Source organism: Dolichospermum lemmermannii CS-548, assembly GCF_028330815.1.
GTDB classification, from domain to species: Bacteria; Cyanobacteriota; Cyanobacteriia; order Cyanobacteriales; family Nostocaceae; genus Dolichospermum; species Dolichospermum lemmermannii.
The window spans coordinates 1-16,371 of sequence record NZ_JAQMTJ010000104.1; the positions used below are offsets into that span (position 1 = coordinate 1).

General features: G+C 37.9%; 18 protein-coding genes and 1 pseudogene. 9 read left to right on the forward strand and 10 right to left on the reverse strand.

Going from position 1 to position 16,371, the window contains the following annotated elements:
- Positions 1 to 507: 507 nt before the first annotated feature.
- The 8 genes from PN450_RS07180 to aroF all read left to right on the forward strand — a co-directional run bounded on the left by PN450_RS07180 (position 508) and on the right by aroF (position 5,175).
- Positions 508 to 1,227, forward strand: coding sequence for an NB-ARC domain-containing protein (locus tag PN450_RS07180; RefSeq protein WP_271835851.1), 720 nt, complete (start codon positions 508 to 510; stop codon positions 1,225 to 1,227).
- Positions 1,203 to 1,457, forward strand: a complete 255-nt coding sequence (locus PN450_RS07185; RefSeq protein WP_271835852.1) for a hypothetical protein — start codon at positions 1,203 to 1,205, stop codon at positions 1,455 to 1,457. Before PN450_RS07180 ends, PN450_RS07185 begins: the two co-directional genes overlap by 25 nt.
- Before the next feature lie 159 nt (positions 1,458 to 1,616).
- The gene (locus tag PN450_RS07190; protein ID WP_271835853.1) at positions 1,617 to 1,934 is read left to right on the forward strand and encodes a hypothetical protein; all 318 of its coding nucleotides are present in this window, start codon (positions 1,617 to 1,619) and stop codon (positions 1,932 to 1,934) included.
- 727 nt (positions 1,935 to 2,661) lie between these two features.
- Positions 2,662 to 2,931, forward strand: a complete 270-nt coding sequence (locus PN450_RS07195) for a type II toxin-antitoxin system Phd/YefM family antitoxin (protein WP_271835854.1) — start codon at positions 2,662 to 2,664, stop codon at positions 2,929 to 2,931.
- Positions 2,918 to 3,199, forward strand: a complete 282-nt coding sequence (locus tag PN450_RS07200; RefSeq protein WP_271835855.1) for a type II toxin-antitoxin system RelE family toxin — start codon at positions 2,918 to 2,920, stop codon at positions 3,197 to 3,199. The genes PN450_RS07195 and PN450_RS07200 overlap by 14 nt, the downstream gene beginning before the upstream one ends.
- Positions 3,200 to 3,443: 244 nt before the next feature.
- Positions 3,444 to 3,731: a type II toxin-antitoxin system Phd/YefM family antitoxin gene (locus PN450_RS07205; RefSeq protein WP_148762264.1), complete on the forward strand. Its 288-nt coding sequence runs from the start codon at positions 3,444 to 3,446 to the stop codon at positions 3,729 to 3,731.
- On the forward strand, positions 3,715 to 4,074 hold the full coding sequence (locus tag PN450_RS07210; protein WP_148762267.1) for a type II toxin-antitoxin system RelE/ParE family toxin: 360 nt from the start codon (positions 3,715 to 3,717) through the stop codon (positions 4,072 to 4,074). Before PN450_RS07205 ends, PN450_RS07210 begins: the two co-directional genes overlap by 17 nt.
- Before the next feature lie 60 nt (positions 4,075 to 4,134).
- Positions 4,135 to 5,175: a 3-deoxy-7-phosphoheptulonate synthase gene (gene aroF / locus PN450_RS07215; protein ID WP_271820050.1), complete on the forward strand. Its 1,041-nt coding sequence runs from the start codon at positions 4,135 to 4,137 to the stop codon at positions 5,173 to 5,175.
- Between the two features lie 60 nt (positions 5,176 to 5,235).
- On the opposite strand, the gene minE is transcribed toward aroF, so the two are convergent.
- From minE to PN450_RS07260, 9 genes are all read right to left on the reverse strand, one after another.
- Complete coding sequence (gene minE / locus PN450_RS07220; protein WP_015079598.1) at positions 5,236 to 5,541, reverse strand: cell division topological specificity factor MinE; 306 nt, start codon at positions 5,539 to 5,541, stop codon at positions 5,236 to 5,238.
- Between the two features lie 37 nt (positions 5,542 to 5,578).
- Complete coding sequence (gene minD, locus PN450_RS07225; RefSeq protein ID WP_015079597.1) at positions 5,579 to 6,385, reverse strand: septum site-determining protein MinD; 807 nt, start codon at positions 6,383 to 6,385, stop codon at positions 5,579 to 5,581.
- Positions 6,386 to 6,593: 208 nt separating this feature from the next.
- On the reverse strand, positions 6,594 to 7,772 hold the full coding sequence (minC, locus tag PN450_RS07230) for a septum site-determining protein MinC (RefSeq protein ID WP_271835856.1): 1,179 nt from the start codon (positions 7,770 to 7,772) through the stop codon (positions 6,594 to 6,596).
- Positions 7,773 to 7,918: 146 nt separating this feature from the next.
- Positions 7,919 to 9,247, reverse strand: coding sequence for a four-carbon acid sugar kinase family protein (locus PN450_RS07235; RefSeq protein ID WP_271835857.1), 1,329 nt, complete (start codon positions 9,245 to 9,247; stop codon positions 7,919 to 7,921).
- A complete protein-coding gene (locus PN450_RS07240) occupies positions 9,244 to 9,699 on the reverse strand; it encodes a DUF29 domain-containing protein (protein WP_039202809.1) in 456 nt (151 codons plus the stop codon). The genes PN450_RS07235 and PN450_RS07240 overlap by 4 nt, the downstream gene beginning before the upstream one ends.
- A gap of 296 nt (positions 9,700 to 9,995) precedes the next feature.
- Complete coding sequence (locus PN450_RS07245) at positions 9,996 to 10,175, reverse strand: hypothetical protein (protein WP_271835860.1); 180 nt, start codon at positions 10,173 to 10,175, stop codon at positions 9,996 to 9,998.
- 86 nt (positions 10,176 to 10,261) lie between these two features.
- Positions 10,262 to 10,738: a DUF29 domain-containing protein gene (locus PN450_RS07250; protein WP_271835858.1), complete on the reverse strand. Its 477-nt coding sequence runs from the start codon at positions 10,736 to 10,738 to the stop codon at positions 10,262 to 10,264.
- A 74-nt stretch (positions 10,739 to 10,812) separates the two neighbouring features.
- Positions 10,813 to 11,274, reverse strand: a complete 462-nt coding sequence (locus PN450_RS07255) for a DUF29 domain-containing protein (RefSeq protein WP_168695642.1) — start codon at positions 11,272 to 11,274, stop codon at positions 10,813 to 10,815.
- 394 nt (positions 11,275 to 11,668) lie between these two features.
- Entirely contained in the window at positions 11,669 to 13,717 is a 2,049-nt protein-coding gene (locus tag PN450_RS07260; RefSeq protein WP_271835859.1) for a bifunctional serine/threonine-protein kinase/formylglycine-generating enzyme family protein, read from the reverse strand.
- A gap of 979 nt (positions 13,718 to 14,696) precedes the next feature.
- Here PN450_RS07260 and ctpB point away from each other — a divergent pair.
- Positions 14,697 to 16,031, forward strand: coding sequence for a carboxyl-terminal processing protease CtpB (ctpB, locus tag PN450_RS07265; RefSeq protein ID WP_148762282.1), 1,335 nt, complete (start codon positions 14,697 to 14,699; stop codon positions 16,029 to 16,031).
- A gap of 3 nt (positions 16,032 to 16,034) precedes the next feature.
- Here the strand turns inward: ctpB and PN450_RS07270 are convergent.
- Positions 16,035 to 16,219, reverse strand: a pseudogene (locus PN450_RS07270) (IS110 family transposase); the annotation flags it as partial.
- Between the last annotated feature and the right edge of the window lie 152 nt (positions 16,220 to 16,371).

The following is a 16,371-nucleotide window of genomic DNA, read 5'->3' on the forward strand; positions in this document are numbered from 1 at the left end:
ATGTATCAATAAACCCCTCTCCAAACCTCTCCCCGACGCGGGGAGAGGCTTTGAAACCCCCATTCCCTTGTAGGGAAGGGGGGAAGGGGGGTTAGGTTTCGGAGATTGTTGGTTTCATCTAATACTTTTCAAACAACCTCTAAATTACATTTAGATTCCGTTGGCTTGATTCTAGAAATTACAGAAATATATGAAGATATTATTAATATTTAATTTTCCAATTTAGTTATAAGTAGAACGGCTTGAATAATTCAAAGTTTGTAGTGAGGAATTTATTCCTTATTTGAGGGCTGAAGCCCTTACTACGAAATCATCTCCAGATTTTTTACATTACTTAATCTACTTTGATTTATTTTCGTTTACTTACTTAGAGAAACAAGAAAATCCATTTCCCTCTTTTCTTATGAAGTAAAGAAACAAGAAAATCCAGTTCCCTCCCCTTAGCAAGGGGAGGGTTAGGGTGGGGTTAAAAATATTTGATACATTATTCTATCAACAATAAACTTTATGACTGACAACTTTAGTAAGTTAGCAGATAAAATAGGTGTTTTTGCCTCCCCAGGTGGTACGGTTCAGGTAAACACAATAAATATTGACGGACAAAAAAAGTTAACCCCCACTAAAGATATACCCTATCGTGGTTCTGTTCATTTTGTCGGACGAGAAACAGAACTGACAACTATCCATGAAGATTTGCGACGGGGAAATTATGTAGCAATAACCGGAATGGGTGGTTTGGGTAAAACTGAATTAGTTACTCAATACGCTACACAATATCAAGATCATTATGATGGCATAATTTGGTTTAATACTAGACAACGTTTTCTCGCAGCAGAAGTATTTGAACTTTTTACATTAAAATTCGGTCTGGAAATTCCCCAAACTCAGGGAGAAAAACCGTTAACTCTCCAACAACAGGTAGCTTGGTGTTGGTTACAATATCCAAAAACACAAAAACCTGTTTTAATTGTCGTTGATGATTTAATTGATTTAACACAGTTACAAGATGTTGTTCCCACAGAAAGACGCTTTCGGGTTTTGATAACTACTCGACCACAAAATTTAGACCCTAATTATATTCAAGAACTAGCTTTAGAGGTTCTATCACCACCAATAGCATTAGAACTTTTACAAAAGCAATTGGAAAAAATCATCAGCGAATTGTCAATGAACCAAAAACCGCTACACAAATATGTGAGTTTTTGGGAAATTTACCTTTGGGGATAATTTTAGTCGGAAGTTATTTAACAACAGATTTGGGACTTTCTCTAACTCAAATGTTAGAACGATTGCAAAAACGTAAGTTAGCGGAAACAGCTTTACAACAAAGAGAAACTATCAATCCAAATAAATTGGGAATTAAAGCCGCTTTTAATTTAACTTGGGAAACACTAGATACTCAAACTCAATATCTGGGAGCATTTTTAAATTTATTTTCTCCTCAGTTAATTCTTTAAGATTTGGTAGTTTAGGTAATTGAGTTTGAAGTAGAGAATGAGAAAAAACAAATAATTTGGACAGAGGAAGAATTAACTAACTCTAAAAAAAGACTTTATCAAGTTAACTTTTTACAAACAGGACAAGAATTACAAGAGGCTTATACAATTCATAATTTAGTGCGGTTGTTTTTGCAAGAACAGTTAGCAGAAGTTGGAGAAAAACAGCCAATTCTTGAAAGAACTTTTATTACTCCCATAATATTCGTTGCTGAAAGACTTCCTCAATTACCCACTTCTGAAAATATTGAAATTTTCCAGTTATTTGTTCCTCATTGGGAAGATTTAAGAAAACGGTTAATAGATGAAATTAACAAAGAAACAGCAGCAGCGAATAATTTACCAGTATCTATGGTTGCTGATGAAATCTTTTGGGTATTCATAAGGTTAGGAAAATTTTATCAAAGACAAGGATTATATCAAATAGTAGAATTTTAGTATCAGCAATTGGTAAAAGTTTGTCAAACTTTATTTACAAGCGACCATCCTGATGTTGCTACTAGCTTAAACAATTTAGCACTTCTTTACCATAATTAAGGAAAATACAGTGAAGCAGAACCTTTCTACCTTGAAGCTTTAGCTATGTCTGAACGAGTGTAAGGAACTAATCACTCTAATACAATAATCTTTTGAAACAATTTGCAACTTTTACAACAGCAACTCATACCTCTTCCCTTCTATAAACGTTTTTTGAATAATCTATTAGCTATGGTAACTTTACTATTGCATCGTTTACAGCTACTAATCAAACGTATCATTATCTTTTCCTGGCGTTTGTTTCAACGTTAACAACAGATTACTAAACTTTAATAAAATATCACTATGCAGTTTTATTGTATCGCATTACAAAAATAAATTTTTATTTAACAGTTAAATTAGATTAATTTGCAATCTTGCTGCATTATATTACAAAATTAAAATTTTACTTTGCAGTTTTATTGTATTGTATTAAAATAATAACGTAAGTTGCTAGTTAGACACATTGTCAAAATCAGGTGGTTATCGAGCAAAGTCGAGATAATGTCCAGGATTAAAGGATGAACAGGATTAAGATCAATTTGATTTTAAAGGTAGGGGTTTAGCACTGCTAAAAACTTACACATCTATCTAAAATATTTATGCTATTATGCTAGAATATAGTCAAAGTGTCTAAAGTAGTCATTCTATGCAAACCTATAGTCTTACAGATGCTCGAAATAAACATGGTGAGGTTTTTGACAAAGCTGCTATTGAACCAGTATTACTAACTAAACAATCACGTCCTAGTCATGTCATTATTTCCGCAGATAGCTACCAAAAATTAATTAATAGATTGCAAGAATTAGAAGATATGCAGTTAGTTCAAAATGCTGAAACTGCTTTGAGTCAATCAAAAATGGTAGGTACAGAGGCTTTTACATCTGCATTGGAGCATTTAGCTAATGGCGCGGCTTGATGGTTTAGCAACTGTTCTTGATTTCCTCAATGGGTTACAACCTAAAATAGCAGCGCAAATAGCAAAAAAGGTTTTGGCTTTGAATGTTGAACCTTTACCAAATGATAGTGAACAACTATCTGGTTATCAGGGTTTTTATCGAGTAGATAGTGGTGAATATCGAATTGTTTATAAATACTTTCCAGATCAAGATTTAGTAGAAGTAATTTTAGTTGGTAAGCGTAATAATGATGATGTTTACAAAAGATTGAAACGGTTATTGGAATAAACTCTTGGTTCTTCCACCAAATCTAATCCCAACATAGATATAAGCGTAAAAAATTAAGTAATGGGATAGAATTAATTACCGATGAGATTGGTTAATTTAGCGATCGCTTCTGGTATCTCAGTCAACACCACCACTTTTTATCGCCCATTGAATAAAACTTTTTATCGGATATTCTTTTGTGCTTGAAATTTTTACACTAATAAGTTAACATGAAATATCATGAGAATTTCATGGAGAAGTAATAATGCTTGATGCACGGGAAATTTACCCCCTTTCAGACTTTCAACGCAATGCTAGACAGTTCATTGAACAAATACAGTCAAGTCACAAACCAATTATTCTCACCGTTAATGGTAAAGCATCCGTGATCATGCAGGATGCAGCATCTTATCAAGAATTACTCGATGAGTTAGAATTAGCAAGGTCAGCCGCAAAAATTCGCCAAGGCATAGCTGAATCTGCTGCTGGAAAGACAAAAGATGCGGTAGAAGCATTAGAAGAATTACGGTTAAAGCATGAAATACCCCGTTAGAATTACTCCAATAGCACTAGAAGATGCGGAGGAATTTTACTTGTGGATGTCTCAAGATTCTCCTGTAAATGGGGCTAATTGGTTTAATGGATTACTTGCTGCAATTGATACTCTTTCTTCCATGCCTCACCGTTGTCCGGTTGCACCAGAAAAGGAAATAGTAGGCCAAGAAATCCGATATCTTCTCTATTCCAAACGCTATCGGATTCTTTTTGGCATTGAAGGTGATGCTGTTGTAATTTATCACATTCGGCATACATCCCAACAATGGATGACACGAGAAGAATTTTTGAGACAACCTTATAGAAATATCGAAAATACCGAACCAGAAAAATCAACTTAAGCTACAAATCGGTTATCAGCAAAAGCAAATAAAACATTTACTTAAAAAAGGAACTTGTAAATGATTATCGTCATGAAAGTTGGTTCCCCACAGGAAGAAATAAATCGGATTACCACAGAATTATCAGGCTGGGGACTAACACCAGAAAAAATTATTGGTCAACATAAAGTAGTCATTGCTTTGGTTGGGGAAACTGCGGATTTAGACCCGCCCCGCATTCAAGAATTAAGTCAATGGATTGAGCAAGTATTACGAGTGGAAGTACCCTATAAACGAGCCAGTCGCCAATTCCGTCATGGAGAAGCTTCTGAAGTGGTGGTGAATAGTCCTCAAGGTGATGTGGTGTTTGGTGAACATCATCCTTTGGTAGTTGTCGCTGGACCCTGTTCTGTGGAAAATGAAGAAATGATTGTAGAAACAGCACTGCGGGTAAAGGCGGCAGGAGCTAAGTTTTTACGCGGTGGGGCATATAAACCTCGTACTTCACCTTATGCTTTTCAAGGTCATGGTGAAAGTGCTTTGGAATTGTTAGCTACAGCCCGGAAGGTCAGCGGACTGGGGATTATTACAGAAGTAATGGATACGGAAGACTTGGAGAAAATTGGCGAAGTTGCTGATGTGATTCAGGTGGGGGCGAGAAATATGCAGAACTTTGCCATGCTCAAGAAGGTAGGAGCGCAACCCAAACCAGTGCTGTTAAAACGGGGTATGGCGGCGACTATTGAAGATTGGTTAATGGCGGCTGAGTATATTTTAGCGGCGGGTAATCCCAATGTGATTTTGTGTGAACGGGGAATTAGAACTTTTGACCGTCAATATACCCGCAATACTCTAGATTTATCGGTTGTGCCAGTTTTGCGAAAATTGACGCATTTACCGATTATGATTGATCCTAGTCATGGTGTGGGTTGGTCTGAGTTTGTTCCTGCTATGGCGAAGGCAGCGATCGCTGCGGGTACAGATTCGCTAATGATAGAAGTACATCCCAACCCAGCTAAAGCCTTATCAGATGGACCCCAATCTTTAACCCCAGACCTGTTTGATAAATTAATGTCAGAATTATCCATAATTGGTCACCTCATGGGACGGTGGCCAAATTAACGCCCCCATTCGCTTTTTAATATCCAATCCAAGACAATTCAGGGCGCAGACCCTGCGCCCCTACAGTAGGATATCACTATTTTCTAGAACTGTTTCATCTAGGCTTTCTTTAACCCTACGGATTGGTAAATTAGCAATTAAAGCCGTGGTCCGTTGGCTGCTTTCTAGGGAAAACTCCAAACCATCTGTTTCTATTTCGACATAGCGACAAACGATTTCCAGGATTTCCTGACGCATTTTTTCTAAAGTTTGGGGGTCTAAGTCCGCACGGTCATGGGATATTACCACTTGCAGACGACGTTTAACATCATCGCGGCTGTTATCGGGACTACGAGCAAAAAATTTTTCTAAAATTTCAAGAATCATTGCGGGTATGTGTAAGGCAGAAACACTGGCAAGTAAATTAAACAATTTTTGACCACAACATCTTTCTCAACCGAGAGAAGATGCTTTTACTAGATGAGTCAAGCTCCAGAAATTCGACAGTTTCCCCTTCCAATCTCCGAGCAATATTCTCAAAAGCGGTGGCAGCTAAAGAGGGAGTGTCTGATAATACTAAAGGTTCGCCCCGATTGGTAGAGACAATCACCCGCTCATCGTCGGGGATGACTCCAATTATGGGAATGGCGAGAAGTTCCTGAACGTCCTGTACAGACATCATATCATTTGCCTCTACCATTGCCGGTCTAATTCTATTAACTATTAAGTTAATCTTTTTGACACCTTGGGCTTCGAGTAATCCTACTACCCGGTCAGCATCACGGACAGCGGAAATTTCGGGAGTGGTGACAATCAGGGCTTCTTTGGCTGGTGCAGTCGCATTTTTAAACCCCATTTCAATTCCTGCGGGGCAGTCAATCATTACATATTCGTACTTTTGTGCTAGGGCATTTACCAGTAACTTCATTTGGTCAGGTGTGACGGATTCTTTATTGCGATGTTGGGTAGCTGGGAGGAGTACCAAATTAGGTTGTCGTTTATCTTTAACCAAAGCTTGTTCTAGACGACACTCCCTAGCCAAAACTTCCACCGCTGTATAAACAATCCGATTTTCTAGTCCCAGAAGTAAATCTAAATTTCTCAGTCCAAAATCTGCATCAATTAAGGCTACTTGTTTGCCTATTTTGGCTAAAGCCATTCCTAAATTAGCTGAAACTGTGGTTTTACCCACTCCCCCTTTACCGGAGGTAATGACAATAATGCGGGTCATGATAATGCTTTATGAGAGTTCAGGGAACAACAATAAAATATTTAAAGCTATTGATTGATTCTAACTTTAGTAACCTAACAGAAATTAATTACATATACAGCATATTGCAGATAAATGAGGTACAAATTTTAATCATCAAGCCTTGCACCCAAAGGATTTTACTGCTGACTGTTGAAAGCTGCTGTAGATTCTTAACTAAGCAAGAATTTTAGATCAGATTTTGTGTAACTAATTGCGTCCGACTACTTAATTGACTGCGGGAAAAATCAGCGGCTTTAACAATGCGAATTCCTTCAGATGTAATATGTGCAACTTCAGGAAAGAAGCTGGTGAGGGTTTTTTCTGGTGATCTAGCGACAGCATCAGCAATTCGCAATTGGGTTGGTTCCATTTGCAAGGCCATGATCAGAGATTCCCGATTCCCACCGGCACCAGCATGGGCAACTCCCCGCAATCTTCCCCAAATGAGAATATCCCCCTCAGCAATGACGATACCACTAGGATTGATATCTCCTAAGATGATGACTGTGCCGGGATGACGAATTTCTACACCTGATCTGACTGTCATTTGCAGATAGAGGGCATCTGCTAGGGCGCTGGGAGTCGGTTGAATACCGGATGTGAGGGATGTTTGGGTTTGGATTTGTTCGACGGAATAACCCAGGGTACAGGCAGCGATCGCTGTTTGTCTCCGACTGGTAGCTACAGATTTTAGTTGAATTTGGTATGTATTTAAAGTTTCTGCCAAATCTTGCAATTGTCTATTATCTAACAATCTATCTTTTGCTACTAGATGCAGGGATGTATTTGGTTTCCGTAAGCGATCGCCCGCATTGAGACGCTGTTTCATTTGTTGCCAAATTTCCCACCAATTGAATTCTGATGGTGATACTTGAGATTCCGTGGGCAAAATCAATAATAGTCGCTCTCCTTCAGTTTTTAACTGAACTTGAATATTATGATCTACCTTTTGTCCTAGTAATTCTAAATCAGCACTTGGTAAATCAGATGAAATCGAACCAGATTCCCCCCCATTAGGCATATTAGATTCTGGATTTTCAGCAGCAGAATTACCTTTTAAAAAGGCAATTACTGAATTTAACTCTGAATTAGGGATAATAGGATCAGATTCTACTTTATGATCAGCAAAATCTGGATTTATCTCGCCAGAGTTAGAATTATTTACCTCTTGATCAACTTGATGAAAAACTGATTCTGATTTAGAAAATTCAGCCTTTATTTCCTCAGATTTAGCAGAATTACCAGCATCTACATTATTTTCGACAGAATGAGAATTATTTACCTCTTGATCAACCTGATGAGAAATAGATTCTGAATTAGGAAATTCAGCCTTTATTTCCTCAGATTTAGCAGAATCAGAATTCATGCAGCACTAGCCAAAATACACTAAAATTTGAGATTTTCATAAAAGATTGAGAATGGGTAATTGGTAATTGGTAATTGGTAATTGGTAATTGGTAAGACTCTTGCCTCTTGCCTCTTGCCTCTTGCCTCTTGCCTCTTGCCTATTCCCTATTCCCTATTTCCTATCAATCTTTGATAAACCGTTCCCAAAGCATCAGCATTGCCGACATTACCGGGAAACAATACAACTGGCAAATTAGGAAACAGGGGATGATCAGATGGTGTAATTACCATTGAACAACCTGCTAAAATTTGACCAAGTAATCGGGCTGAAGTTAAAGCCAGTCCCGTACTGAGAACATCATTAGAAGTAATACCCCCCTTACTGATGAGAAATCCTAGATCAGATGGTAAACCCCGGACAACATCCATAAGTAAAGCGGAAACTGTACTGCCAAAATCTAACCTAGTTTTGACATCTTTAAAAGCCAATTCCTGCCGACTAGTATAAACTACTGGTGTTTTACCAGCATTATGTACTACTTTGACATTTTCGAGAATCTCGGTTAGCAGTTTAGCAGATTCATTTACCCCATTTTCAAGTAATCTGCCCACATTAACTTCTATGCCTACCGTTCCCTCAACTTGTAATAATGATTCTAACTGTTGAGTTGTCTTTTTAACGTGAGAACCCACAATAATTGCACCAGGTTTACCACCGCGCACATATTTTGCCATATTTTCAGCAGCAATGGGTTGGGGTGGTAAGGCAGCCAAAGCTGTTAGAATACTCGCAGCAGAACGGAATAAAAAGCGTTTTCCTTGACTTGCGGCTGTTAATACATCTACCGCAAAAGAATTAAGATCCTGCTGATTTTCACCGTCTACTACAGCACATTGATTATTTTCAAGTTGTAATAAGTTTTCTAAACTACCAGCACGGATATCTGGGAGTAAAAATCTCGTAACATGATCTTCTTTAATCCGTCCCTTGGTTTTTTCTTCCACATATTTAGGCAAATAGCTGTAATTGTAACCAAAGACAGAATCACGGGCAAATTCTGTTTCATGTACAGGAGTGGGAACACCATCAATAATTAGATAATGAATACTATCGCGGGTAATTCTTCCCCCTTCAAAAAATGCTGGTACAAGAAAATGAGCATCAAATGGACCGAGTTCTTCAGCAATAACATCAGTTTCTATAGGATAATGTCCGCGTAAGGTGGAGTCAGAACGACTAACTACGAGAAAATCCTCTATTTTTTCGGCTGCTAAGGCAAGTTTGAGGTTATGACAAACTTCTCTAGTTACAAATGCGGCTGCTTCTGGAGTCAGAGAACGAGTATTAGTTAAAATAAAGAAAATGGGAGCATCATCTTTTAATCCTAAACGTAAAGTTTCTACGTCCCAGCGCATTAATAGTAAACAACTATGGACGGTTTGTGAACCTGTAGGATCATCATCAAGGACAATTATTTTAGGTTGGTTATTCATAAATATGGACATGGTGGTAGATATTCGACATCTAAAATTTGGTCAATTGTGTAAGGACAAATTGGAGGAAAGCAATTTAAACCACTTTTTTTCTTTGCTTGTCGGGCTGCATCATTATAAACTTGATCCAGCACGGTTAACAGATAATTGTAGAGGTTTTTTGATTTGGTTAATTTCCTGATTTCTACCCGAAAATTATCAATTTCTACTTCCCAATGATTTTTACAGTCAGGAATACTCCAATACTGGTACAATAGCAGATGTTTAAGAAGTTGCAGTAGATAACTTTCTAATTTGTGTTTTTGTTCATTCCCCAAGGCCGCAATCTCCTCAATTAAATTTTCCCAATCAATATTTTCTAAATCCTTTGTCTCTAATTGTTGCAAGGTAATTTCTAACCACTGGGGATAATCTTGTTCATAAAGAGTTTTACTCAATAATTTAGATATCATTTAGGGTTCTCCAGTTTGGTAGGGTTTAAGCATTAATTTTGGGGAATAAATTTATGATTACACCTTTGCGAGTTTTCTGAGTTCTGCTTGGACATCTAAGGCAATCTGCAACGATTGATTAAGAAGTTGAGCATATTCACTAGCTTGACTACTAACTTGTAAGGTTTGCAGATTAAGTAGGTTGGCGTTAAAAATTGTCGTTATGACAAGGGAACAGGGAACAGGGAACAGGGAACAGGGAACAGGTTTTAGACAACTTTACATACCGTTACATACCTTGAAATTTTTCTGCTCACCTACTTAGCTAAGTTATTTACCACTAAATCTTGGTTATTAGCAAGCAGTTTTTTATTATCGCGCAAAATCCGTTCACTTTTTAAAGCACGGACTAAATCTTCTCGAATTAGTTGTAGTGCAGATATTACCTGTTCTCTGTCGCTAATGTTACCTTGAGTGTTACAACCTGAGTTCGACATAAATTATCTTATGTCGAACTCAGGTGAGTTAAGTATCTATTTTAGTTGATCTACAAGATCCCCGACTTCTTTGAGAAGTCGGGGATCTAAGGATGGCTATATTCAGGAAACCAGTTTTCATCTAGGATTTGTTCTAAGGAAGCAATGGGGGTGAGGGGAAATATGTCAAGAGGAAGTTCTGATCTGTCACTAACTAATTTTCTAGCATCTTGATAACATTGATCAAATATTTCTAAAATGTAAGGTTTTAAACTAGGACTATCTTTAAGTTCATCTTTTATTTGTATACGAAAAGTCCTAATTTCCCCCTTCCAATGTCCTTGATTTCTTTCTCTTTCCTGATCCCAACATTTTAGCTTGAGTAGATGTTCCAGCAGTTTAATTAATAAACTTTTAATTGCTCGTTTTTCACTTCTACCCATAGTTTCCAATTCTTCTAATAAATTCTCTAAATCAATCGCGGAAAATTCTCCTGTACGCAGTTGGTTAATGGTTGTTCTTATCCACAGGTAATAATCTTGATCGTATAAGGTTTGGGTTGTTGATTGTGTTGATGTAACCATATACTGGTGAGGACTTTGCTATTTCTTTTATTTTAACTGGGTTTTAATTAATTGTCTGATGATTGCAGCTATATTCACTGAAACCAGGTTTCATCTAGGATTTGTTCTAAAGAAGCAATTGGGGTAAGGGGGAATATGTCAAGAGGAAGTTCTGAGCGATCTGATGCTTCTTTTCTAGCATCCTGATAACATTCATCAAATATTTCTAAAATGTAAGGTTTTAAACTAGGACTATCTTTAATAGCCTTTTTAATTTGTCTGCGAAATGTTCTAATTTCTCCTTGCCAATGTCCTTGATTTCTTTCTCTTTCAGTATCCCAATATTGGAGTTTGAGCAGATGTACAAGCAGCTTAATTAATAAACTTTCAATTGCTCGTTTTTCACTTCTACCCATAGTTTCCAATTCTTCTAATAAATTCTCTAAATCAATCGCAGAAAATTGTCCTGCGCGAAGTTGGTTAATGGTTGTTCTTATCCACAGGTAATAATCTTGATCGTATAAGGTTTGGGTTGTTGGTTGTGTTGATGTAACCATATACTGATGAGGACTTTGCTATTTCTTTTATTTTAACTTAAAAGTAACTAAAATCCGTGAAATCAGTGCCATCCGTCTAAATCCGTGATCCGGATGAGGTTGTTTGCTATGATAAGAGTTACTAAAATCCGTGAAATCAGTGCAATCCGTCTAAATCCGTGATTCTAACCTTATTTTATTCTTGTCAAAATGAGAATTGCTTCATCCTCAAATCCTGTACATCCTCAAATCCTGGACATCCTGATTCTGACAAAATGAAAAATGTGTGCTATACTGAATCCAGATACCAAAATCAGCTTTTTGGAGAAAAATATTTTCCGCCTCACGGCGGTGGGTTAAGAAGGGAAAAGAAAAAGAAGAGAAGAGGGCAAAAGAGCAAGAGTGCAAAGGGCTACTAAGTCCTCGCCGCACCACTACATACAACCCGAAAACCAATAGGGCTGCTGAGGATGAGGCTGCGGTAGCGAAAAGCAGAACGGCAGTAGTCAGGATAGCCGTCCCACGAACCACCGCGCAGCAGTTTACCAGCACTGCTTAGGATTGTCAAAGCACTGCCGTCTATAGGCGCATTTGTATAATTTTCTTTATAGTCATCTTGACACCATTCCAAGACATTCCCGTGCATATCGTACAAACCAAAAGCGTTAGGGGGAAAAGTTCCTACATCTGTTGTTTGTTGGCGATATTGACCTTTGGGAGCAGAAGCGTAAGGATAATTGCCATCATAGTTTACCAGTTCTGGAGTAATACTTTCACCAAAATAAAATGGTGTAGTAGTTCCGGCACGACAAGCATACTCCCATTCCGCCTCACTGGGTAATCTGTATTTTTTTCCTGTTCTTTGACTTAACTTTTCACAAAAGGCAACAGCATCACCCCAACGAACATTTTCAACTGGGCGGTTATTGCCTTTAAAATTAGCAGGATTATTTCCCATAATAGCTTGATACTGCGCCTGTGTCAATTCATATTTCCCCATACAGAAACTCGGAACAGTTACTTGGTGTTTGGGACTTTCATCTGAATCTCGTTCTGCTTCATTTGCGGGTGAACCCATCATAAATGTTCCCCCTGGGATTTCCACCATTTCCAACAAAACACCGTTTCCTAAGTCTTCCGTGAAGTATTTTGCACTGGCGTTGCGGCGGTTGGTGATGCTTCCAGTTGCGTCTGTGGTGACAACTTCAAAACTGAAGGTTTGAAGTGGGGGAGTGGTAATTTTTGGTGTTGGTTCTGGTGTTGGAGTATTTGGGGAAGTGGTAATTTTTGGTGTTGGTTCTGGTGTTGGAGTATTTGGGGAAGTTGTATTTTCTGGTGTTGGATTTGGAGTATTTGGAGAAGTTGTAATTTTTGGTGTTGAGGTTTGATTTTTATTTCCAGAAAATAAATTTTGTCCTACAACTGCGATAACAGCACCACCAAGCACTAAACTCACTGTTTGGATAAAATCTCGACGAGTTGTATTTTTCTGCTTCTGAGAAATTGGTTTCGGTTGATATTTAATAGGTTGAGGTTGTAGTTGAGGTTTTGGAGGTGGTGGTTGTAAAGCTTTTTCTATTTTCGCTATCCTTTGTAAAATCTCTTGGGTATTTTGAGGACGATCCTTATATAAAGTTTGCATCATCTCATCTAGCAAATCTGCCAACATTTTTGATATTTGCGGTGCATAATTACGCCAATTTAATGTCGCATGATAAGAATCATACATTTCTTGATCAAGTGGTTCTTTACCCGTGAGTAAATAAACAAATGTCCGTCCTAAAGCAAAGAAATCAGATTGCTTTACAGCGTTACCAGTCAATTGTTCCGAAGGTGTGTAACCGGGAGAATTAAATCCGGTAACTCCACCTTGCTGAATCATGACTGTGTTTGTCACCTCTCTAACCGTGCCAAAATCAATTAATACTAGTTGAGTATCTCCAACCCTCAACATGACGTTAGATGGTTTGATATCTCGGTGAAAAAAGTTTTTATTATGGACTTGTTCTAAAATAATCAGTAAATCTTTCAACCATTCTATTGCTGTAGTTTGATTAATGGGACGCAAACTATTTTTTTTCATATACTCATGTAAGTTTTCTCCCTCAATCTTTTCCATTACGAAACAATGAATTGGGGTTTTGCTGTTGCGAGAATAATGTTCAAAATAAGCGCCTGGTTCTACTTTGGGAATACTCGGATGATTAAGTTGACTTAAAACTTCGGCTTCTTGTTTAAATGCTTCTATAGCTTTCTGGCTATTATTAGTTAAGACTTTGAGAACTTTGGTTTTATTGGTTCTGACTTCATTGATTTCAAATGTATCACCAAAACCACCACCTCCTAGCCTAACTACTACCCGATAGCGGTTTTGTAGCAACAACCCTGAACCACAGGTTTCACAAAAGAGGAGATTATCTGGATTTTGCGGCTTTGAGCAGCTAGGATTGATGCACAGGCTCATAATCTTGGTAAGTAGCACACTTATCCGATATTCTACCTTAATTTACACAAAAATAGGCAGCAAGGCGGTTAGAAACCGCGTCTACACAGGCAAAACCCACCTGCGTGGGTTAAATTAATATTTTGGGAAGTTGGATTGAGAAAACAGGGCGGTTAGAAACCGCGTCTACACAGACAAAACCCACCTGCGTGGGTTAAGTTAATATTTTGGGAAGCTGGATTGAGAGCGATCGCCTATGATAGAAAGTATATAAATCACAAGTTAGGTTAAAATCAACAAACTTTACCTAAAATATACTATGCTGAAATGTTCATGGACATCATCGTGAATTTGTACAGCGCGCAAGTCCTAACGCCATATTATTTTTGACTTTTGACTTTTGACTTCCGCCTTGGGGTACTAGCGTTATATTGGTAAACCCAGCCAAAAAATCAGGAGCAGATTTAACTCCCAAAATAATTTTTGTAACAATTGCTACAATTTTTTAAATTGCCCTGGAAATGAATTGAATTAAGTTGATAAGTAAGTTGGCGTTAAACAATCAACATATGTAACGAAATGTAAATTCGACAAATACCTTATAGATAGGTTATTTAAGGGTTTTTACGAAAAAAATGTATATTGATTTTATCGTGCCGACTTACTTAGTATATTTATCAAGCATGAATAATTAATAAAACTTTAACTATCTATATGATGCAAATCACAGCTACTCAGCCAAGAAAGTGCTATGGTAAAGGAAATAATTGGGCATTTACAAATGACAATTACCTAAGGGTGTAACACTTGGGTTACTATGTAAAAAAAACTGATCAACTCTAACCGTATTTGTTAACCGACAAATAAAATATCTAACTCACCATTAACAAAAAGCCAAAAGGTAGATGAAGTATCAAAGTTATTAGGATAAAAAACTAGCGAGCATCAGAAAATTCTGATTGATAAACTGTCAAAAACACAACTATTTCAGCTAATATACATGAACCAATCTGCGAAACGTTACTCACCGCTCCAAGCTGCCCTGATTGGTGGAGCGATCGCCACAACTGCTACTATATCTGTATTTGGTCAAGCTTTGACACGCTCAGTTCATGCGGCTTTACAAGACAGTCCGAAAGCCTTAGTTGACCAAGTTTGGCAGTTGGTGAATCGTGAATATGTTGATGAAAAATTTAACCAACAAGATTGGCAAGCAATCAGACAAAGCCTATTAAGTAAAGACTATACTTCTAAAGACGAGGCTTATGTAGCAATCCGCGAAGCTTTACAGAAACTAGGTGATCCCTACACCCGGTTTATGAACCCCAAACAATATGAATCCTTGACTAGTCAAACATCTGGGGAAGTATCCGGGATTGGGATTCGGATGCAAGTTAACGAAAAAACCAAACGCCTCACGGTTATTGAAGCGATAGAAAATTCTCCAGCCCTCAAAGCCGGACTCAAATCAGGTGATGAGATTATCGCAATTGATGGTAAATCTACCCTGAAAATGAGCGTGGAAGATGCCTCAAAGTTGATTCGTGGGCAGATAGGTACTTCTGTTAGTTTGGATTTAGAAAGACCAAATAACAAATTTAAAGTTAAATTAACCAGGGTGACAATAGAAGTTCCCACAGTCCGATATACCCTCAAACAAGAAGCTGCTCGGAAAGTTGGGTATATTAGATTACAAGAGTTTAGCTCTCATGCCGCTGATCAAATGCGTGTAGCCATTCGCAAGTTGAACGACCAAAAAGTTGATTCCTACGTTTTAGATTTGCGGGGTAATCCTGGTGGTTTGTTAAATGCGAGTATAGAAATTGCCAGGATGTGGTTAGATGACGGTCATATCGTCAAAACCGTAGACCGCAAAGGATCGAGTGCTCAAACACAAGCTAATCGGACAGCCATTACCAAACTACCTTTAGCAATTTTAGTTGATGGTAATTCCGCCAGTGCTAGTGAAATCCTCACCGGCGCACTCAAGGATAATAAACGGGCTGTAGTTGTTGGTAGTCAAACCTTCGGTAAGGCTTTGGTACAGTCAGTCCATGAACTAGGAGACGGTTCAGGTTTAGCAGTGACTATTGCCCATTACTATACACCCAATGGTACAGATATCAACCATAAAGGGATTGCCCCCGATATCAAGCTAGACTTGACCCAAACTCAAGAACGCCAATTAGCTTCTAATCCGAATTTAATTGGTACAAATAGCGATCCCCAATATACCCGTGCCATTGCTGTTCTTTCTAATGGCAAATTAGCACAATCAGTGACAAATCAAAATCCTCAGTCTATTAGTGTCAATGCTAAAGACTTGAAGTTTTAGCATTTTTTGTTGTCCACTATCATGATTAATTGGTGCAACACCAACTAAACGAGAGATTTGCTTGGCAGTTAATTGACCTCAATATCTGCCAAGGCTTTACCACGAGCGCGGTCACGGCGATTCTTTTCGGCTGTAGACATTTCTACTAATTGTCTTCGGCGACTAATTAATTCGCCTAATTGACGTGCCATTTCGCAATCACCTGAGTTCGATATAAATAATCATCCTGAAAACTAATTATATCAGGCTTTTCTCAATTAGCAATGATTGTTGACAATAAATAAACAAGAGAAAACAATCCAAAATTGAATATTTTGGACTCATAATTTAATTGCATGAA